We start from the raw sequence: 18,501 nt of genomic DNA, 5'->3' as shown, positions 1-18,501 counted from the left end.
AAGTCGCCATGAGCCGTTACCGCCCTCCTCGCACCGCCGGCACCGCGCTGATCACCCCTGAGGGTGAAGCGCGGATGCGCGCCGAGTTTCACGAACTCTGGCACGTGCGCCGACCACAGGTGACGCAAGCGGTCAGCGAAGCGGCCGCCCAGGGTGATCGCTCGGAAAACGCTGAATACACCTACGGCAAAAAGATGCTGCGCGAGATCGACAGCCGAGTGCGCTTTTTGACCAAGCGCCTGGAAGCGCTCAAGGTTGTCAGCGAGAAACCCAGCGACCCGAACAAAGTCTACTTTGGCGCCTGGGTCACGATCGAAGACGAGGATGGCAAGGAGTCGCGCTATCGCATCGTCGGCCCGGACGAACTGGATTTGAAACGGGGCTTGATCAGCATCGACTCACCGCTGGCCCGTGCCTTGATCGGCAAGGCACTGGACGCCGAAGTCCGCGTGCAGACACCGACTGGCGAGCAGTGCGTGTATATCGTGGCGATCGACTACCCCTGACGCTCAGCGACGAGTGATCAGTCCCTGGCGTGCTACGCGGGTCAGTTGCTTGATCACTTCGGCTGCATCTTGTGCGCTGGGCGACTGGATCACGGCCAGGTCAAAACTGTCACTGGCGAATCGCGCCAGTGACTCACCGTCTTCGACAAATTGGATCAGGAATGCGGCGGGTCCACCGGTACGCCGTGGCCAGCCATCGAGATAACGCAAAAGCGTCGGCTGATGTTTGCCGCCAAGCAGGATTTTTGGATTGCGCTGAGTGAGATGTGCCGTGATCGGCGCGGGGCGTACAACAGGGTTTAGTGCATTCATCGTGTCGTGTCTCTGCCTCAAAAGTCTGCATGGCAGGTGAGAGGCAACACCGAACCAGCGCTTTAGCGGTATTTCGAAGCCCATCTCAAGCTTCTATCGGCAACTGAATGAGTCACCTGGCGCCCCGCAAGTAGCTGTTTAAATCGGCGCATGGGCAACATCCTAGAGAAGCTGATGCGGAGGTGTCAAGAACCGGCCTTTGCGCGCGCCCAGCACATCGCCAAACCACCTGTAGGAGCGAGCTTGCTCGCGATGGTGGAACAGGCACCACGGGGCATCAGTTGCCCAGCGTCATCGTTGACGACCATCGCGAGCATGCTCGCTCCTACAGAGGTGAGAGCGTGAGACGAGCAACAAAAAAGGCCCGCGCAATGCGGGCCTTTTCCTTGAGCCAGTGCAGTCAGCCGGCGATGGCGCGGTCCACCGAGAGCTTGCCGGCACCTTCGATCAGTACCGCGATGCTGCCACCGAGCAAGGCCAGGGCGAACTCGTAACCGTTGTTGGCCATGAACAGGCCGTTGCTGATGTGCACGCTGAAGATCGCCACCAGCGACAGGAAGGTCAGGCCCAGTGCCGCCGGACGCACCAGCAGGCCAATGATCAAGGCCAGGCCGGCGAAGAACTCGGTACCGCCCGCCAAAGTCGCCATGACGTAGCCCGGGGTCAGGCCGATGCTTTCCATGTACTGCGCGGTGCCGGCCAGGCCGTAGCCGCCAAAGGCGCCGAAGAGTTTCTGCGAACCGTGGGCAGCGAAGATGATGCCGACGAAAATACGCAGGACAGTCAGGCCGTAGCCAGCGCGGGTGAACAGTACCTTGTTGATCATTGTGCTCATGTTGTGTCGTCCCTAATGGAGTTATGTGTGTTGGTTGGTCGCCATATTAATCGATAAAACAAATGCTAAAAGCGCAAATTTTTCGCAATAACAATCAGTTTATTCGATCACTTCCTTGAAACGACTTTTTGCCCCTGGGGCTCCAACGACTCCCGCTCCCGATCGAATGCCAGGTAATACTTGTTCACGCTATTAACATAGCTGACAGGCCCCATTCCCACCTGCTCCATGGCGATGCGTTCCACCTGAAAAAACCATTGGTTGGGATTCAAGCCGCGCCGCCGTGCCTCCGCACGCATGCCCTGGACCCGCTCTGGCCCGATGTTGTAGGCCGCCAACGTGAATGCCATGCGCTCACGCTCGTTGAGTTTTGGGCTGGCAAAAAACTTGCGACGGATCATGGCCAGGTACTTGGCGCCGGCCTGCACATTGCCATCGACTTCCTGAATGTTGCTGACGCCGACCCGCTGCGCGGCTGACGGGGTGATCTGCATCAGCCCGGTTGGCGCGCCACCGCTACGGGCCTTGGGTTGCAGGCCGGACTCCTTGAACGCCAGCGCCGCCAGGTTCAGCCAGTCCATGGCTTGCGCATCGGCATGTTTTTGCAGCACCGGTCGAAGTTTCTCCAGGCGCTGGCGATCGCTCTTGGCCAACGGATAATGCACTTGGTACAGACGGCGATAGATGCGCAGGAACGCCGCATCCTGATCCGAAGGCTTTTTATAGCCGGCCAGGAAGCGATCGATGCTGGCCCGCAACATCGTCGCGTCGCGGCGTACGAACCAGAACTCTTCTCCGGGTTCACTGATCATCACCTGCTTGTCAAAACGCAGCTTGGGCAGGATCTTGCCCCAACGCTCGGCAATCGGTTGCTCAACGATCGTCAGGTGAAAGATCCCGCCCTGCACCATCTCCAATACGTCCTCGATCGCAAGACTCGGATCGACCCACTCGATTGTCACCGGTGGCAGTTTGTGCAGCGCCAGCTTCTGGTTGATCTGGCTGATGGCGTCACCGGCGACGCTGCCGGTCGGCAATGCCAGGGTCTTGCCCGACAGTTGCTCGAGGCGTGTGTAGCGCTTCTCGCCCTTTATACCGACCAGCACCAAAGGGATATTGGTGGCAACCGGCTCACTGGTACTGACGGCGTATCCCGGCTGCAGATCCAGCAACTCCCCCGGTGCAACCAGGTCCCCCTCCCCGCGCTGCAATGCGCCGAGCAACTGGTCCTTGCTTTTGGGAATGATCTTGAGCTTGATCTCCTGGCCATCGCGGGCATGACCGTTGAGGTATTGCTCGAAGGCACGCAGCCGATGATATTCGACCCCAATTGACTGACCCTGTACTTCGCCGGAACTGTTGCGGCTCTGGTTGACCAGCACTTTCAGCACCCGACTGCTGCGGATCTCCGAAAGATCGCGCACCTTGGCCGCCGGCACGGCTTGCAGCGGACCGGCCAGGCGCGCAACCGCCGGCATCGGAAGCAGCAGCGCAGCACACAGCAGGAGCAAAATCGAGGGACGGGTCATCCACTCTCCGCAAGAAGGACGGGGCCGATTTTAAAGCATTGATGAAATCGGGCGACGGAAACAGAGCGCATTGAGCGCTGGCAAAGTACGAAAGACTGGCACAGTGATGGCCATGTGACCAGTCCAAGGCGTCTTCCGGCCTCAAAAGACCGCTTTAACTCGTTGTAGTTCTTGGCTTTTATTATAAATCTACAGCTCTGATATGCTTTCCGGCCCTGGGTCCGAGGTAGCACCATGCAACTCATCGATATCGGCGTCAACCTGACCAACCCCAGTTTTGCCGACAAACACCAGGCCGTGCTCGAGCGTGCCTATGCCGCCGGGGTCTGCCAATTGGTACTGACCGGCACCAGCGTTGACGGCAGCGAACAGGCGCTGGAGTTGTGCCGGCAGTTGGATGAAACGTCGCAGCGGCTGTTCGCCACCGCCGGCATCCACCCGCACGCGGCCAGCGATTGGAATGCCGACAGCGCCCAGCGCCTGCGAGGTTTGCTCAAGGAGCCAAACGTGGTGGCCGTGGGTGAGTGCGGACTGGATTTCAATCGCGACTTCTCGCCGCGCCCGCAGCAGGAGAAAGTCCTGGAAGAGCATCTGGCGCTGGCGGTCGAGCTCCAACTGCCGGTATTTCTCCATGAGCGGGACGCCAATCAGCGTTTGCTGGAAATCCTGCGCGATTACCGCGACAAACTGCCGGCAGCCGTGGTGCATTGCTTCACGGGGGAAAAACAGGCGCTGTTCAGCTACCTCGATCTCGACCTGCACATCGGTATCACCGGCTGGATCTGCGACGAGCGTCGCGGCACGCATTTGCATCCGCTGGTCAAGGAGATCAAACGTGGGCGCCTGATGCTGGAAAGCGACGCGCCTTACCTGCTGCCGCGCAGCTTGCGGCCCAAACCGAAAAATGGTCGCAACGAGCCGGCCTATCTGACCGAAGTGTTGCGCGAAGTGGCGTTGCACCGAGGGGAAAGCGAGCAGGACCTGGCAGCCCACAGCACGGCGTGTGCGCGGGCGTTTTTTGGTTTGCCGGTGGTCTCCAGCAAACCCTGAAACCCTGTAGGAGCGAGCATGCTCGCGATGGACGTTAACGATAACGCGGGCAGCCTGACACCCCGAGGTGTTCGTGACTCCATCGCGAGCATGCTCGCTCCTACAGGGGTCTGGCGTGTTTAGTGATTGCTGCGCATCATCTCCCGCGGCACATACTTGCCGATCTCGAACTTGCCGATGGCCGCTCGGTGCACTTCGTCCGGGCCATCGGCCAGGCGCAGGGTGCGCTGCATCGCGTACATGTAGGCCAGCGGGAAGTCGTTGGACACCCCCGCCCCGCCATGAATCTGGATCGCCCGGTCAATGACCCGCAGCGCCACATTGGGCGCGACCACCTTGATCTGCGCGATTTCACTCTTCGCCACTTTGTTGCCGACGGTGTCCATCATGTAGGCGGCCTTCAGGGTCAGCAGGCGCGCCATGTCGATTTCCATCCGTGAGTCGGCAATCTTGTCGACATTGCCACCCAGGCGCGCCAGTGGCTTGCCAAAGGCTGTGCGCTCCACGGAGCGCTTGCACATCAGTTCCAGCGCGCGCTCGGCCATGCCGATCGAACGCATGCAGTGGTGAATCCGACCTGGGCCCAGGCGCCCCTGGGCGATTTCAAAGCCACGGCCTTCGCCCAGCAGTACGTTTTCGTACGGCACCCGGACATTTTCGAACAGCACCTCGGCGTGGCCGTGAGGTGCGTCGTCGTAACCGAACACGGGCAGTGGACGGACGATTTTCACACCTGGTGTATCCACCGGCACCAGAATCATCGAGTGCTGGGCGTGACGTGGCGCATCGGGATTGCTCAACCCCATGAACACCATGATCTTGCAACGCGGATCGCAGGCACCCGATGTCCACCATTTTTTGCCGTTGATCACCCACTCATCCCCGTCGCGGACGGCGCGGGCGGCCATGTTGGTGGCGTCGGAGGATGCGACATCGGGTTCAGTCATGGCAAATGCCGAACGAATCTCGCCCCGCAACAGCGGTTCGAGCCAGCGCTGTTTCTGTTCTTCATTGGCGTAACGAACCAGCACTTCCATGTTGCCGGTGTCCGGCGCCGAGCAGTTGAACGGCTCGGGGCCCAGCAGCGAGCGGCCCATGATTTCCGCCAGGGGAGCGTATTCGAGGTTGGTCAGGCCCGCGCCGAGCTCGGACTCAGGCAGAAACAAATTCCACAAGCCTTCAGCCTTGGCCTTGAGTTTGAGTTCTTCCATGATCGCCGTCGGCTGCCAGCGATCGCCCTCCGCAACCTGACGCTCGAACACGGCTTCGGCGGGGTAAACATAAGCATCCATGAACGCGGTCACGCGCTCACGCAGTTCCTGAACCTTGGGCGAATAAGCGAAATCCATGGGGCAGCTACCTTCTTGGGGGAAGTTGTTTAGGGCATGCAATCGATGCTAGAGCAGCTACGAAAATTTACCTAGCCTATTCTCCGCGTGTATTAACATTCATCACCGATATATGATCGGCTGATTGCCAAGGCCTCCGTGCCCGTCCAGACCGCCCTACAATAAGAGTGAAGCGCAATGAATCTGAGCAAGGTCGACCTCAACCTTTTCATCGTCTTCGATGCGATCTACACCGAAGCCAACCTGACCCGTGCCGGGCAAATCGTCGGCATCACTCAACCGGCGGTGTCCAATGCCCTGGCGCGCCTGCGTGAGACCTTTAACGACCCGCTGTTCGTGCGTACGGCCCAGGGCATGGTGCCCACCCCGATGGCCCAAAACATCATCGGCCCGGTGCGCAATGCCCTGTCATTGCTGCGCGTGTCGGTGCAGGAGAGCCGGATCTTCAACCCGTTGCAGGCGGTCAAGACCTATCGCATCAGCATGACCGACCTCACCGAGGCGGTGATTCTGCCGCCGCTGTTCCAGCGCCTGCGTCGCCTGGCGCCGGCAGTGATCATCGAGAGCTTCCTGGCCAAACGCCGTGAAACCACCAAGGAACTGGCGGCCGGGCGCCTGGATTTCGCGGTGGATGCGCCGCTCAACACCGACCCCCAGGTGCGTCACGTCAAGCTGATGGAAGACCGCTACGTGTGCGCGATGCGCAAGGGTCACCCACTGGCGGGCAAGGACAAACTCACCCTCGATGATTACCTGGGCATGACCCACGTGCATATTTCCAGCCGTCGCAGCGGCCTTGGCCATGTCGACCTGGCGTTGGGCAAGATGGGCATCCAACGCAAGATTGCCCTGCGTTCCCAGCACTACCAGATGGCCTCACAAGTGTTGCAGCAAACCGACATGGTCATGACCGTACCGGAGCGCTTTGCGCGCCGTAACGAACTGCTGGCCTTCAGCGTACCGGTCAATGACGTGCCGCCGGTGGAAACCCATCTCTATTGGCACGAAAGCACTGACCAGGACCCGGCCAACCGCTGGATGCGCGAGCAGATGATCGAGTTGTGCCAGCAGGTGACGGCACAAGAGAGAAAGCTGGAGAAGGTGGTGTAGGGTTTTGGATCGGGGCGGTCCTATCGCGAGCAGGCTCGCTTGTATGTTTAGACTTGAAGGGGTGGGGTGGGACTACAGACTCGATTCTGACTCTGACCAGTACAGACCGTGGGAGACTTCTCCTCCCACCCCTTCTACCCAAAGCGCCGATAAGGAATTCATCGGTTAACCGACGATAGAGACAAGCCAGCGCAACGGTAGACCCCAACAAGCACCTAAACCCTAGCTCCGAGGATTTGTTATGACAATCCTTACTTCGCAAACGGTTGTCGGTATCGATGTCGCCAAGGCCGAGATCGTTGTCTACCGCGCTGATCAGCAAACCCTTGAATCCATTAAAAACGAGCGAGCAGCCCTCAAACGTTGGCTTAAAACGCTGCCAGCTCAAAGTGCCATAGCACTTGAAGCCACCAACATTTACCACTTGGACACGGTCGAGCTGGCTCACGAAATGGGCCACCAGGTCTACGTAGTGGATGCTTATCGTGTGAGCCATTACCGCCGTGGAGTCGGTCAAAGAGCCAAGAATGATCCCTGCGATGCACGCTTGCTGGCGCGTTACCTGGAGAGCGAACAAAGCAAATTGCGGATCTGGACCCCGCCGCCCAAAGCCTACAGCACACTGAAGAGCCTTCTTCACAGGCGGGCAACGCTGATCAAGAACCATACTGGGCTGATGTTGAGTTGGACCAGTGAACCTCTGTTGAAAAAGCTACAAACCGCTCAACAGAAGGCATTCAAGCAGGCAGATCAGGCTATCCAGAAACTGCTGCGCAAGGTCAGTAAGGAGGCAGGAATTGAGGAAAATATCGAGCGCTGCAAAGCCATAGAAGGCGTTGGAGAGCTAACTGCAACGGGGTTGGCGGCGACCTATATACGGGGAGATTTTGCGAACGGCGATGCATTCATCGCGTTTCTAGGGATGGACTTGGCGGTCGATGACTCCGGCAAGAAAAATGGGCTGCGATCCCTGACCAAAAAAGGGGATCCGGAGGTGCGTCGTTTGGCTTACAACGCGGCAATGGCGGCGTGTCGCTCGGCCAAATGGAAGCCGTTTTACGAGGCATATCTGGTCAGAGGCTTCTCGAAAACCCAGGCCTTGGTAGCTTTGGCCCGAAAGCTCTGCCGAGTGGCATTCGCCCTGATGAAAAATCAGAGCGAATACCTGTCAGCTTGAGAATTCAAGCTTGTCGGGCAACATAGAATCTCCCACAGAAATCAGCGCCGTTAAACAATTCCCTGTAGGAGCGGGCTTGCCCGCGATGAGGCCAGCAACACCACCGACTCCAGACCCTTGACGTATACGTCAAGCAACCTTTAGCTTAGCGCCATGACCTTTCTTCGAGCGCTTCCATGAGCAGCCAGACCTATAGCATCTCCGATCTCGCCCGCGAACTCGACATCACCACGCGGGCCATTCGCTTTTATGAAGAGCAAGGCCTGCTCAGCCCTGAGCGCCGTGGCCAGGAACGCATTTACTCGCCACGGGACAAGGTCAGCCTGAAACTGATCCTGCGCGGCAAGCGCATCGGGTTTTCCCTGGCCGAATGCCGCGAGTTGATCGAACTTTATGATCCGTCCAGCGGTAACACCAAGCAGTTGCACAGCATGCTGGCGAAAATCACCGAGCGCCGGGCACAGCTCGAACAACAGTTGCTGGACATCGAACAGATGAAACTGGAACTCGATACCGCCGAAGAACGCTGCGTTCAGGCGCTGGAGCAAACACTCAAGAGCCAGCAGGCCATCCAATAACCACCCTCCCCCCTGTAGGAGCGAGCTTGCTCGCGATGCAAGCCCAGACACCACAGCCGTTCAGGCGACCGCCATCGTCGGAACGCCGCCCGGAGTAAGCTCGCTCCTACAGCAATGAACATAGGACTCAAGCCATGCCCCTACCCTCCCACGTACGCCTGGTCGAAGTCGGCCCCCGTGACGGTCTGCAAAACGAAGCCCCACCCATCAGCGTCGCCGACAAGGTGCAACTGGTCGATGCACTGACGGCCGCAGGCCTCGGTTATATAGAGGTCGGCAGTTTCGTATCGCCCAAATGGGTGCCGCAGATGGCCGGATCCGCTGACGTCTTCGCACAGATCCAGCGCAAGCCCGGCGTCACCTACGGTGCGCTCGCCCCCAACCTGCGTGGCTTTGAAGACGCACTGGCCAGTGGGGTCAAGGAAGTCGCGGTATTTGCAGCAGCGTCCGAAGCGTTTTCCCAGCGCAACATCAATTGCTCGATCAAGGAAAGCCTGGAGCGCTTCGTGCCCATCATGGACATGGCCAGGCAACACGGCGTTACCGTGCGCGGTTACGTGTCCTGTGTGCTGGGCTGTCCTTATGAAGGCGAAGTCACGCCGGAACAAGTGGCGTACGTCGCTCGCGAACTCTACGCCATGGGCTGCTATGAGGTTTCCCTGGGCGACACCATCGGTACCGGCACGGCGGGGGCAACCCGCAAGATGTTCGACGTGGTCTCGGCCCAGGTACCGCGCGACAAACTGGCCGGGCATTTTCACGACACCTATGGCCAGGCGATGGCGAACATCTATGCCAGCCTGCTGGAAGGGATTTCGGTGTTCGACAGCTCTATCGCCGGCCTCGGCGGCTGCCCCTACGCCAAGGGTGCCAGCGGTAACGTCGCGACCGAAGACGTGGTTTACCTGCTCAACGGTCTGGGTATCGAAACCGGCACCGACCTCGACGCGCTGATTCGCGCCGGTCAGCAGATCAGTGCAGTGCTGGGACGCCCCAGTGGTTCGCGCGTGGCCAAGGCCCGTAGCGCACAGTGAGTGCGCGGGGTGTTACCGCACCGGTCACGGTGTGGGGTAAAAGCGAGTAACACGGAAACAAATTGTCGGTGTTTGCCTGAGAGAAAAATCCCACAAAATATTATGTTGTTGATTTTAAATGACTTTTAAAAGTTGGCACGGCTTCTGCTATCTCTATGGCATAACAAGAATAAAAAGCAGCAAACCAATAAAAACAAGACGAAACGACTCTGACATAACAAAAACAACACGGCAGAGACGCAGCTAACAGATTTTTTTGGAGAAGGTGTGCTTTTCAGGGTGCTTCTCGAAGTTACCCGCAACCGGGCAGAGAACAATAAAACTACCTTCAGGTAGCTACCGAACGGTTGGATCGCTCAGCGAGAAAGTAGATCAGCGCTCAAAAAAATACGTTTGCTCTTGATCCCGGATGGGGATCGCCAAAAACAGCGGTAAAGGGTCACGGTTACCAAAAACAAAAACAGACCGCCCCTCAATAATAAAAAAAGAGCACGCGCAACGAAAATTAAAGGGGAGCCTCGGCTCCCCTTTGTGCTGTCTGGTATTGAGGTTTCACTCGATCAAATGTGGGAGCGGGCTTGCTCCCACAAGAGCTAAAGCAGGTTTTATCAGCCCTGCTTGCTAGCCAACTCCTCGATACTGATCTCCCGCATGCGAAACTTCTGGATCTTGCCGGTCACGGTCATCGGAAACTCTTCGACGAACTTGAAGTAACGCGGCGTCTTGAAATGCGCGATGCGCTCCTTGCACCAGGCTTGCAACTCTTGATCCGTGGCGCTGTGGCCGGGGTGGAACTTGATCCAGGCGACAATCTCTTCGCCATAGCGCGAACACGGAATGCCGATCACCTGTACGTCCGCCACCGCCGGGTGGGTAAAGAAGAACTCTTCCAGCTCACGCGGATAAATATTCTCACCGCCGCGAATGATCATGTCCTTGTTGCGTCCGGCAATGCACACGTAGCCTTCGTCGTTCATGCTCGCCAGGTCGCCGGTGTGCATCCAGCCAGCCTGATCGATTGCCTGCGCCGTGCCTTCAGGGTTGTTCCAGTAACCCAGCATCACGCTATAACCACGGGTACAAAGCTCACCGATGGTACCGCGGGGAACCAGGTTGCCAGCCTCGTCGATGATTTTGCTTTCCAGTTGCGGCTGCGTACGTCCCACCGTGGTCACGCGCAGTTCCAGGTCATCCGACGGACCGGTCTGCATCGACACCGGGCTGGTTTCCGTCATGCCGTAGGCAATCTGCACTTCACTCATGTGCATTTCACTGATGACCCGGCGCATCACTTCGATCGGGCAGGTCGCGCCGGCCATGATGCCGGTGCGCAGGGTCGACAGGTCGAACTCGGCGCGCTGGGGCTGGTCGAGCAAGGCGATGAACATGGTCGGCACACCATAGAGTGCGGTGGCTTTCTCTTGCGCGACGGTGGTCAGGGTCAACAGGGGATCGAAAGCATCATTGGGGTAAATCATCGTGGTGCCATGGGTGATGCAGCCGAGATTACCCATGACCATGCCAAAACAGTGGTAAAGCGGCACCGGGATCACCAACCGGTCATTGGCGGTCAGGCCTAGGCTTTCGCCAACCATGTATCCGTTGTTGAGAATGTTGTAGTGACTGAGCGTCGCGCCCTTGGGGAAACCGGTGGTGCCGGAGGTGTACTGGATGTTCACCGGCTGGTCAAAATGCAGGCTGTCCTGACGTTCGCGCAGTCGCTCGGCGGATACACCCGCCGCGAGATCAGCCAACTGCGACCACGGCAGGAAACCCGATGGGGCCTGCGAATCAAGGCTGATGACGCCGCGCAGGTCCGGCAAACGTTCACTTTGCAACTGCCCGATGGATTGCTCGGCCAGCTCGGGCACCAGGCCCTGGATCATGGCGTGATAGTTGGAAGTCTTGAACGAACCTGCGCACACCAACCATTGGCAGCCGGACTGCTTCAATACGTATTCGAGTTCAGAGCTGCGATACGCCGGGTTGATGTTGACGAGGATCACGCCGATCTTCGCGCTGGCAAACTGACTGATGCACCACTGCGCGCAATTGGGGGCCCAGATCCCGAGGCGATCACCGGCCTGCAACCCCAACGCCAGCAGCGCCCGCGCATGCAGATCCACGGCATCGGCCAATTGCCGCCAGGTGTAGCGCAACTGCTGATGGCGCACGACCAGCGCCTCACCGTCCGGATACTGCGCGACAGTGTTATCGAACGCCTGACCGATGGTCATCGCCAGCAAGGCTTTGTCCTGGGAACCACGGGTGTAACTGCGTTGCGGACCTGCACTGGGTTGAGCCATGACGACCCCTATTGTCTTTTTTGTGGGTTGTTTTTGTACATTGACCTGCCCCTACTGTCGCTCAAGTTGACGTTAACGTAAAGGGTGATTGACAGCCATTCGTCACAGGCTTACGTTAACGTAAAGGTGAGAGCCGGATCACTGCCCTCCCCACCCTACAAAAAAGCCAAAAGGTGACCCATGCGCTACCCATCCCTGAACTTTGCCCTCGGTGAAACCATCGACATGCTGCGCGATCAGGTTCAGTCCTTCGTCGCCAATGAGATCGCACCGCGCGCCGCTCAGATCGACAGCGACAACCTGTTCCCCGCTGACCTGTGGCGCAAGTTCGGCGACATGGGCCTGCTCGGCATCACCGTGCCGGAAGAGTACGGCGGAGCCGGCCTGGGTTACCTGGCCCACGTCGTGGCCATGGAAGAAATCAGCCGTGGCTCGGCGTCGGTGGCACTGTCCTATGGCGCGCACTCCAACCTCTGCGTCAACCAGATCAACCGCAACGGCAACCACGAGCAGAAAACCAAATACCTGCCCAAGCTGATCAGCGGCGATCACATCGGTGCCCTGGCCATGAGCGAACCGAACGCCGGCTCCGACGTGGTCTCGATGAAATTGCGCGCCGATAAACGTGGCGACCACTACGTGCTCAACGGCAGCAAGACCTGGATCACCAACGGCCCGGACGCCAACACCTATGTGATCTACGCCAAGACCGACCTGGAAAAAGGCCCCCACGGCATCACCGCCTTCATCGTCGAGCGCGACTGGAAAGGCTTCAGCCGCAGCAACAAGTTCGACAAGCTCGGCATGCGCGGTTCGAACACGTGCGAGCTGTTCTTCGATGACGTCGAGGTACCGGAAGAAAACATCCTCGGCGTGCTCAACGGCGGCGTGAAAGTGCTGATGAGTGGCCTCGACTACGAGCGTGTCGTTCTCTCCGGCGGCCCGACCGGGATCATGCAGGCCTGCATGGACCTGATCGTGCCGTACATCCACGACCGCAAGCAGTTCGGCCAGAGCATCGGCGAGTTCCAGCTGATCCAGGGCAAGGTCGCCGACATGTACACCCAACTCAACGCCAGCCGTGCCTACCTGTACGCCGTTGCGCAAGCCTGCGAACGCGGCGAAACCACGCGCAAGGACGCCGCCGGCGTGATCCTCTACAGCGCCGAACGCGCCACGCAAATGGCCCTCGACGCGATCCAGATTCTCGGTGGCAACGGCTACATCAATGAGTTCCCGGCAGGTCGCCTGTTGCGTGACGCCAAGCTGTACGAAATCGGCGCGGGCACCAGTGAGATCCGCCGCATGCTGATCGGTCGCGAACTGTTTAACGAGACGAAATGAATTTCGTCAGCTATCAGCCGCAAGCTACAAGCTGCAAGAGAACAGCTTTTACTTGTGGCTTGCAGCTTGCCGCTCACAGCTGCTTACGGAGTAAGCCATGATCCTGCATACCCAGCTCAACCCACGCTCCGCTGAGTTCGCCAGCAACAGCGCGGCGATGCTCAAACAGGTCGACGCCCTGCACACCCTGCTCGCGCAGGTGCAGCAAGGTGGCGGCCCGAAGGCACAGGAACGTCACACCTCACGCGGCAAACTGCTGCCGCGCGAACGCATCAATCGCCTGCTGGATCCGGGCTCACCGTTTCTGGAGATCAGCCAACTGGCGGCCTACGAGGTGTACGGTGAAGACGTGCCGGCCGCCGGCGTAATTGCCGGCATCGGGCGCGTGGAAGGCGTCGAATGCATGATCGTCGCCAACGATGCCACCGTAAAAGGCGGCTCGTATTACCCGCTGACCGTGAAGAAACACTTGCGCGCCCAGACCATCGCCCAGCAGAACCGACTGCCGTGCATCTACCTGGTGGACTCCGGTGGCGCGAACCTGCCGCGCCAGGATGAAGTGTTCCCGGACCGCGAGCACTTCGGGCGGATCTTCTTCAACCAGGCCAACATGAGCGCCATGGGCATCCCGCAAATCGCGGTGGTCATGGGCTCGTGTACTGCCGGGGGTGCTTACGTGCCGGCGATGGCGGACGAAGCGATCATGGTGCGCGAACAGGCGACCATTTTCCTCGCCGGCCCACCGCTCGTGAAAGCGGCGACCGGCGAAGTGGTCAGCGCCGAAGACCTCGGCGGTGCCGATGTGCACTGCAAAATCTCCGGTGTCGCTGACCACTATGCCGAAAGCGATGAGCACGCCCTGGCCATCGCCCGGCGCAGTGTGGCCAACCTGAATTGGCGCAAACTCGGTGAAGTGCAGCAACGCACGCCCATCGCCCCGCTCTACGCCAGTGATGAGCTGTACGGCGTCGTTTCGGCGGACGCCAAGCAACCGTTCGACGTGCGCGAAGTGATCGCGCGGCTGGTGGACGGCTCGGTATTCGATGAGTTCAAGGCACTGTTCGGCACGACGCTGGTGTGCGGCTTCGCGCACCTGCACGGGTATCCGATCGCGATCCTCGCCAACAACGGCATTCTCTTCGCCGAAGCGGCGCAAAAAGGCGCGCACTTTATCGAGCTGGCGTGCCAGCGTGGGATTCCATTGTTGTTCTTGCAGAACATCACCGGTTTCATGGTCGGCCAGAAATACGAGGCCGGTGGTATCGCCAAGCACGGAGCGAAACTGGTAACGGCCGTGGCCTGCGCCCAGGTGCCGAAATTCACCGTGATCATCGGTGGCAGCTTCGGCGCCGGTAACTACGGCATGTGCGGCCGTGCCTACGATCCGCGTTTCCTGTGGATGTGGCCGAACGCACGCATCGGCGTGATGGGCGCCGAGCAGGCCGCCGGCGTACTGGTGCAGGTCAAGCGCGAACAGGCCGAACGCAGTGGCCAGGGCTTCAGTGCCGAGCAGGAGGCCGAGATCAAGCAACCGATCCTCGACCAATACGAAGAACAAGGCCACCCCTACTACTCCAGTGCACGCCTGTGGGACGACGGTGTCATCGACCCGGCGCAGACCCGCGACATACTGGCCCTGGCCTTGTCCGCGTCGCTGAACGCGCCCATTGAACCGAGCCGCTTCGGCGTGTTCCGGATGTGATCCTGCCCTCTGTAGGAGCGAGCATGTTCGCGATGGTAGCCCAGACACCGCGGGTCATCAGACAGCCAGCGTCATCGTTGACGATCATCGCGAGCATGCTCGCTCCTACAGAATAAAGAGTGCAAGCCATGAACGAATTCAACACCCTCGAACTGCTGAGCGACCCCAGGGGTTTTGCCACTCTGTGGCTCAGCCGCGAAGAAAAGAACAACGCCTTCAACGCCGAAATGATCCGTGAACTGATCCTCGCTCTGGACAAGGTCTCGGCCGATCCACACCTGCGCTTCCTGCTGGTACGCGGTCGGGGCAAGCACTTCAGCGCCGGCGCAGACCTTGCCTGGATGCAACAGTCTGCCGAACTCGACTATCACACCAACCTCGATGATGCCCGGGAACTGGCGGAATTGATGTACAACCTGGCCAAGCTGAAAATCCCGACCCTGGCCGTGGTGCAAGGCGCCGCGTTCGGCGGCGCGCTGGGTCTGATCAGTTGCTGCGACATGGCCATCAGCGCTGATGACGCGCAGTTCTGCCTGTCGGAAGTACGCATCGGTTTGGCGCCGGCGGTGATCAGCCCGTTCGTGGTGCAAGCCATCGGCGAGCGCGCGGCCCGTCGCTACGCCCTGACCGCCGAGCGCTTCAGCGGACAACGGGCACGCGAGCTTGGCCTGGTGTCGGAAAGCTATCCATCGGCGGAGCTGGAAGCCAAGGTCGAGCAATGGGTCGACAACCTGCTGCTCAACAGCCCCGCCGCCATGCGCGCCAGCAAGGACCTGCTGCGCGAAGTCGGTCACGGTGCGCTGACCCCGGCGCTGCGCCGCTACACCGAAAACGCCATCGCCCGCATCCGTGTCAGCCCCGAAGGCCAGGAGGGCCTGCGCGCCTTCCTGCAAAAACGTACACCGAGCTGGCAAGCACCCACCACCAAGGAGCCCCGTTGATGAGCACACCTGTGATTACCTCTCTGCTGGTGGCCAACCGTGGTGAAATCGCCTGCCGGGTGATGCGCACCGCCAAGGCCCTGGGCCTGACCACCGTGGCCGTGCACAGCGCGACCGACCGTGAAGCCCGGCACAGCCGCGAAGCGGACATCCGCGTCGACCTGGGCGGCAGCAAGGCCGCCGACAGTTACCTGCAAATCGACAAACTGATCGCCGCCGCCAAGGCCAGCGGCGCCCAGGCGATTCATCCGGGTTATGGTTTTCTGTCCGAGAACGCAGGCTTTGCCCGTGCGATCGAAGCCGCCGGCCTGATCTTCCTCGGCCCGCCCGCTTCGGCCATTGATGCCATGGGCAGCAAATCCGCAGCCAAAGCCTTGATGGAAACCGCTGGCGTGCCGCTGGTGCCCGGCTACCACGGCGAAGCCCAGGACCTGGACACCTTTCGTGAGGCTTGTGAACGGATCGGCTACCCGGTGCTGCTCAAGGCCACGGCCGGTGGCGGCGGCAAGGGTATGAAGGTGGTCGAGGACGTCAGCCAATTGGCCGAAGCCCTGGCCTCGGCGCAGCGTGAGGCGCAATCCTCGTTTGGCGATTCGCGGATGCTGGTCGAGAAATACCTGCTGAAACCGCGTCACGTGGAAATCCAGGTCTTCGCCGACCAACACGGTCACTGCCTGTACCTCAACGAGCGCGATTGTTCGATTCAGCGCCGCCACCAGAAGGTCGTCGAAGAAGCCCCCGCCCCAGGCCTGAGCCCGGAGCTACGACGCGCCATGGGCGAAGCGGCCGTGCGATCGGCGCAGGCCATCGGTTATGTCGGCGCCGGCACCGTTGAGTTTTTGCTGGACGCCCGAGGCGAGTTTTTTTCATGGAGATGAACACGCGCCTGCAAGTCGAACATCCGGTCACCGAAGCCATCACAGGCCTCGACCTGGTGGCCTGGCAGATTCGCGTCGCTCGTGGCGAAGCGCTGCCGATGACCCAGGATCAAGTGCCGCTGAACGGGCATGCTATTGAAGTGCGGTTGTACGCCGAAGATCCGGGCAATGATTTCCTGCCGGCCACCGGGCGTCTGGAGTTGTATCGCGAATCCGCCGAGGGCCCGGGGCGACGGGTCGACAGCGGCGTCGAAGAAGGCGACGAGATTTCACCGTTCTACGACCCGATGCTCGGCAAGCTGATCGCCTGGGGCGAGGATCGTGAACAGGCACGCCTGCGCCTGTTGAGCATGCTCGACGAGTTCGCGATTGGCGGGCTCAGGACCAACATCAGTTTCCTGCGCCGCATCATCGGCCATCCGGCCTTCGCGGCGGCCGAGCTGGATACCGGGTTTATCCCGCGTTACCAGGACCAACTGCTGCCAACACCGGTAGAACTCAGCGAGGCATTCTGGCAAGCCGCCGCGCAGGCATTTGCGCAAAGCCAGCCTCAGGCCATTCGCGCAGATGACCCGGGTTCGCCTTGGGCCAACGGCAACGGAATGCGCACCGGCTTGCCGTCGGAAATCACCCAGCACTTGAGTTGCGACGGTCAGGACCGGTCGCTGACATTGAGTCATGCCGGCACGGCGCAACTCAAGGGCGAACAGCTGTCAACCGAACACGACGGCCTGCGCCGCCAGCACCGGGCAATCCGTCGCGGCGGTGTCGTGCATGTGCAATGGGAAGGCGAGTGGCGCCGCGTCGAGACCTACGACCCCATCAGCGCGGTCGAGGCCAGCCACAGCCACCAGGGCGGACTGACTGCACCCATGAACGGCAGCATCGTGCGGGTGTTGGTGGAAGCCGGGCAAACGGTCGAAGCCGGCGCGCAACTGGTGGTGCTGGAAGCGATGAAAATGGAGCACAGCATTCGTGCGCCGCATACCGGGGTGATCAAGGCGCTGTATTGCCAGGAAGGCGAGATGGTCAGCGAAGGCAGTGCGTTGGTCGAGCTGGAAGAAGCGTGAAAATCAGGATCGGTCCTACGCTTTGCGAGGACCGATCTGATTAGAACTTGGCCGTTGCCTGAACCACCACGCCGATAATTCGGCAGTCCTGGGTGAAAAGAGCTTTCGGATAGGTCGGATTGAGCGGGACCAGATAACGCTGCCCCCCTTCTTCGATCAACTTGCGAAAGGTCGCCTCAGTGCTGTCGGACCATTGCGCAATCACCAGTTTTCCGGGCTCCGGCACAATGGCCGGATCCACCAGAATCATCATGCCTTCGGCGACACTGACACCACTGGGTGCGGTCATGGCGTCGCCCATCACCGTCAACCAGAACGCCGCGCCCTGTGCGTGATAGTCGGTGAGTTCGAATCGCCCCTTGTCGTAGACAACAGCCTCGTTTTCACGCACCTCGCAGGACTCGCGCCAATTGCTCACCGGGTAACGGAAGTACGGGTTGTACTTTCTCACCAGGTCCTGGCTTTCCTCCCTGGACGCATCCGGTTCGCGGATAACCAGTGCCACTTCGAGAAAATCCATGCCGAGCGCCTTGAGCACGCGATTCATGTCTTCGATTCCGGGCTGGCGACGTTTGTTGAGCCAGTGACCGACGCCACCCTGGGACATCCCGAGGCGGTCAGCGAGTATCTCCTGAGTGACGTTGAGTTCACTCATCTTGGCCTTGACCAATTCAATCCATTTATCCATGAGCGGCACGATACGTCGGGGCATCCCCCGTTCAAAACACAAAATGTAGTATTTAAATCAAAGATACAAATACAGTTCGTATTATGATCGCA

Annotated in this window: 16 protein-coding genes and 1 pseudogene; 10 read left to right on the top strand and 7 right to left on the bottom strand. The window is 59.8% G+C overall.

All coding sequences use genetic code 11. The features are described 5' to 3' along the window. Positions 1-8 precede the first annotated feature (8 nt). Entirely contained in the window at positions 9-506 is a 498-nt protein-coding gene (gene greB / locus AB4N64_RS05405) for a transcription elongation factor GreB (RefSeq protein ID WP_460122634.1), read from the top strand. Positions 507-509: 3 nt separating this feature from the next. Here greB and AB4N64_RS05400 read toward each other — a convergent pair whose 3' ends face one another. From AB4N64_RS05400 to AB4N64_RS05385, 4 genes are all read right to left on the bottom strand, one after another. Further along, the gene (locus AB4N64_RS05400) at positions 510-818 is read right to left on the bottom strand and encodes a class I SAM-dependent methyltransferase (protein ID WP_460122632.1); all 309 of its coding nucleotides are present in this window, start codon (positions 816-818) and stop codon (positions 510-512) included. Positions 819-1,003: 185 nt separating this feature from the next. Next, on the bottom strand, positions 1,004-1,135 hold the full coding sequence (locus AB4N64_RS05395) for a hypothetical protein (protein WP_460122630.1): 132 nt from the start codon (positions 1,133-1,135) through the stop codon (positions 1,004-1,006). Positions 1,136-1,218: 83 nt separating this feature from the next. Then, positions 1,219-1,653, bottom strand: coding sequence for a DoxX family protein (locus AB4N64_RS05390; RefSeq protein WP_460122629.1), 435 nt, complete (start codon positions 1,651-1,653; stop codon positions 1,219-1,221). 107 nt (positions 1,654-1,760) lie between these two features. Beyond that, the gene (locus AB4N64_RS05385; protein WP_460122627.1) at positions 1,761-3,182 is read right to left on the bottom strand and encodes an MltF family protein; all 1,422 of its coding nucleotides are present in this window, start codon (positions 3,180-3,182) and stop codon (positions 1,761-1,763) included. 234 nt (positions 3,183-3,416) lie between these two features. Between AB4N64_RS05385 and AB4N64_RS05380 the strand changes: the two genes are divergently transcribed. Further along, on the top strand, positions 3,417-4,232 hold the full coding sequence (locus AB4N64_RS05380) for a TatD family hydrolase (protein WP_460122625.1): 816 nt from the start codon (positions 3,417-3,419) through the stop codon (positions 4,230-4,232). A gap of 119 nt (positions 4,233-4,351) precedes the next feature. Here AB4N64_RS05380 and AB4N64_RS05375 read toward each other — a convergent pair whose 3' ends face one another. Next, positions 4,352-5,581 carry an acyl-CoA dehydrogenase gene (locus AB4N64_RS05375; protein WP_460122624.1) on the bottom strand — a complete coding sequence of 410 codons (1,230 nt, stop codon included), beginning with the start codon at positions 5,579-5,581 and terminating at the stop codon, positions 4,352-4,354. 177 nt (positions 5,582-5,758) lie between these two features. Between AB4N64_RS05375 and AB4N64_RS05370 the strand changes: the two genes are divergently transcribed. The 4 genes from AB4N64_RS05370 (at position 5,759) to AB4N64_RS05355 (ending at position 9,480) form a co-directional block, all read left to right on the top strand. Next, on the top strand, positions 5,759-6,691 hold the full coding sequence (locus AB4N64_RS05370) for a LysR family transcriptional regulator (RefSeq protein ID WP_460122623.1): 933 nt from the start codon (positions 5,759-5,761) through the stop codon (positions 6,689-6,691). A gap of 241 nt (positions 6,692-6,932) precedes the next feature. Then, a complete protein-coding gene (locus tag AB4N64_RS05365) occupies positions 6,933-7,868 on the top strand; it encodes an IS110 family transposase (RefSeq protein WP_460121494.1) in 936 nt (311 codons plus the stop codon). 176 nt (positions 7,869-8,044) lie between these two features. Then, positions 8,045-8,446, top strand: coding sequence for a MerR family transcriptional regulator (locus AB4N64_RS05360; RefSeq protein ID WP_460122621.1), 402 nt, complete (start codon positions 8,045-8,047; stop codon positions 8,444-8,446). Between the two features lie 134 nt (positions 8,447-8,580). Further along, positions 8,581-9,480 carry a hydroxymethylglutaryl-CoA lyase gene (locus tag AB4N64_RS05355; RefSeq protein WP_460122619.1) on the top strand — a complete coding sequence of 300 codons (900 nt, stop codon included), beginning with the start codon at positions 8,581-8,583 and terminating at the stop codon, positions 9,478-9,480. Positions 9,481-10,088: 608 nt separating this feature from the next. Here AB4N64_RS05355 and AB4N64_RS05350 read toward each other — a convergent pair. Next, the gene (locus AB4N64_RS05350) at positions 10,089-11,786 is read right to left on the bottom strand and encodes an AMP-binding protein (RefSeq protein ID WP_460122617.1); all 1,698 of its coding nucleotides are present in this window, start codon (positions 11,784-11,786) and stop codon (positions 10,089-10,091) included. Between the two features lie 180 nt (positions 11,787-11,966). On the opposite strand from AB4N64_RS05350, the gene AB4N64_RS05345 reads away from it, so the two are divergent. From AB4N64_RS05345 to AB4N64_RS05330, 4 genes and pseudogenes are all read left to right on the top strand, one after another. Beyond that, entirely contained in the window at positions 11,967-13,130 is a 1,164-nt protein-coding gene (locus AB4N64_RS05345) for an isovaleryl-CoA dehydrogenase (protein ID WP_460122616.1), read from the top strand. Positions 13,131-13,227: 97 nt separating this feature from the next. Next, the gene (locus AB4N64_RS05340) at positions 13,228-14,832 is read left to right on the top strand and encodes a carboxyl transferase domain-containing protein (protein WP_460122614.1); all 1,605 of its coding nucleotides are present in this window, start codon (positions 13,228-13,230) and stop codon (positions 14,830-14,832) included. Positions 14,833-14,960: 128 nt separating this feature from the next. Next, positions 14,961-15,773, top strand: coding sequence for a gamma-carboxygeranoyl-CoA hydratase (locus AB4N64_RS05335; RefSeq protein WP_460122612.1), 813 nt, complete (start codon positions 14,961-14,963; stop codon positions 15,771-15,773). Further along, positions 15,773-17,721: pseudogene (locus tag AB4N64_RS05330) on the top strand (acetyl/propionyl/methylcrotonyl-CoA carboxylase subunit alpha). Before AB4N64_RS05335 ends, AB4N64_RS05330 begins: the two are co-directional and overlap by 1 nt. Before the next feature lie 40 nt (positions 17,722-17,761). Here AB4N64_RS05330 and AB4N64_RS05325 read toward each other — a convergent pair. After that, complete coding sequence (locus AB4N64_RS05325; RefSeq protein ID WP_460122611.1) at positions 17,762-18,409, bottom strand: LexA family protein; 648 nt, start codon at positions 18,407-18,409, stop codon at positions 17,762-17,764. Positions 18,410-18,501 lie beyond the last annotated feature (92 nt).

This window comes from Pseudomonas sp. S2_C03, from assembly GCF_054668405.1.
This window is presented reverse-complemented; position numbering and strand designations above follow the sequence as displayed.

What these genes read in the sequence shown, in the direction of transcription:
- greB (WP_460122634.1), top strand. Translation starts at nt 9, where the DNA reads ATGAGCCGTTACCGCCCTCCTCGCACCGCCGGCACCGCGCTGATCACC.
- AB4N64_RS05400 (WP_460122632.1), bottom strand. Translation starts at nt 818, where the DNA reads ATGAATGCACTAAACCCTGTTGTACGCCCCGCGCCGATCACGGCACAT.
- AB4N64_RS05395 (WP_460122630.1), bottom strand. Translation starts at nt 1,135, where the DNA reads ATGCTCGCGATGGTCGTCAACGATGACGCTGGGCAACTGATGCCCCGT.
- AB4N64_RS05390 (WP_460122629.1), bottom strand. Translation starts at nt 1,653, where the DNA reads ATGAGCACAATGATCAACAAGGTACTGTTCACCCGCGCTGGCTACGGC.
- AB4N64_RS05385 (WP_460122627.1), bottom strand. Translation starts at nt 3,182, where the DNA reads ATGACCCGTCCCTCGATTTTGCTCCTGCTGTGTGCTGCGCTGCTGCTT.
- AB4N64_RS05380 (WP_460122625.1), top strand. Translation starts at nt 3,417, where the DNA reads ATGCAACTCATCGATATCGGCGTCAACCTGACCAACCCCAGTTTTGCC.
- AB4N64_RS05375 (WP_460122624.1), bottom strand. Translation starts at nt 5,581, where the DNA reads ATGGATTTCGCTTATTCGCCCAAGGTTCAGGAACTGCGTGAGCGCGTG.
- AB4N64_RS05370 (WP_460122623.1), top strand. Translation starts at nt 5,759, where the DNA reads ATGAATCTGAGCAAGGTCGACCTCAACCTTTTCATCGTCTTCGATGCG.
- AB4N64_RS05365 (WP_460121494.1), top strand. Translation starts at nt 6,933, where the DNA reads ATGACAATCCTTACTTCGCAAACGGTTGTCGGTATCGATGTCGCCAAG.
- AB4N64_RS05360 (WP_460122621.1), top strand. Translation starts at nt 8,045, where the DNA reads ATGAGCAGCCAGACCTATAGCATCTCCGATCTCGCCCGCGAACTCGAC.
- AB4N64_RS05355 (WP_460122619.1), top strand. Translation starts at nt 8,581, where the DNA reads ATGCCCCTACCCTCCCACGTACGCCTGGTCGAAGTCGGCCCCCGTGAC.
- AB4N64_RS05350 (WP_460122617.1), bottom strand. Translation starts at nt 11,786, where the DNA reads ATGGCTCAACCCAGTGCAGGTCCGCAACGCAGTTACACCCGTGGTTCC.
- AB4N64_RS05345 (WP_460122616.1), top strand. Translation starts at nt 11,967, where the DNA reads ATGCGCTACCCATCCCTGAACTTTGCCCTCGGTGAAACCATCGACATG.
- AB4N64_RS05340 (WP_460122614.1), top strand. Translation starts at nt 13,228, where the DNA reads ATGATCCTGCATACCCAGCTCAACCCACGCTCCGCTGAGTTCGCCAGC.
- AB4N64_RS05335 (WP_460122612.1), top strand. Translation starts at nt 14,961, where the DNA reads ATGAACGAATTCAACACCCTCGAACTGCTGAGCGACCCCAGGGGTTTT.
- AB4N64_RS05325 (WP_460122611.1), bottom strand. Translation starts at nt 18,409, where the DNA reads ATGGATAAATGGATTGAATTGGTCAAGGCCAAGATGAGTGAACTCAAC.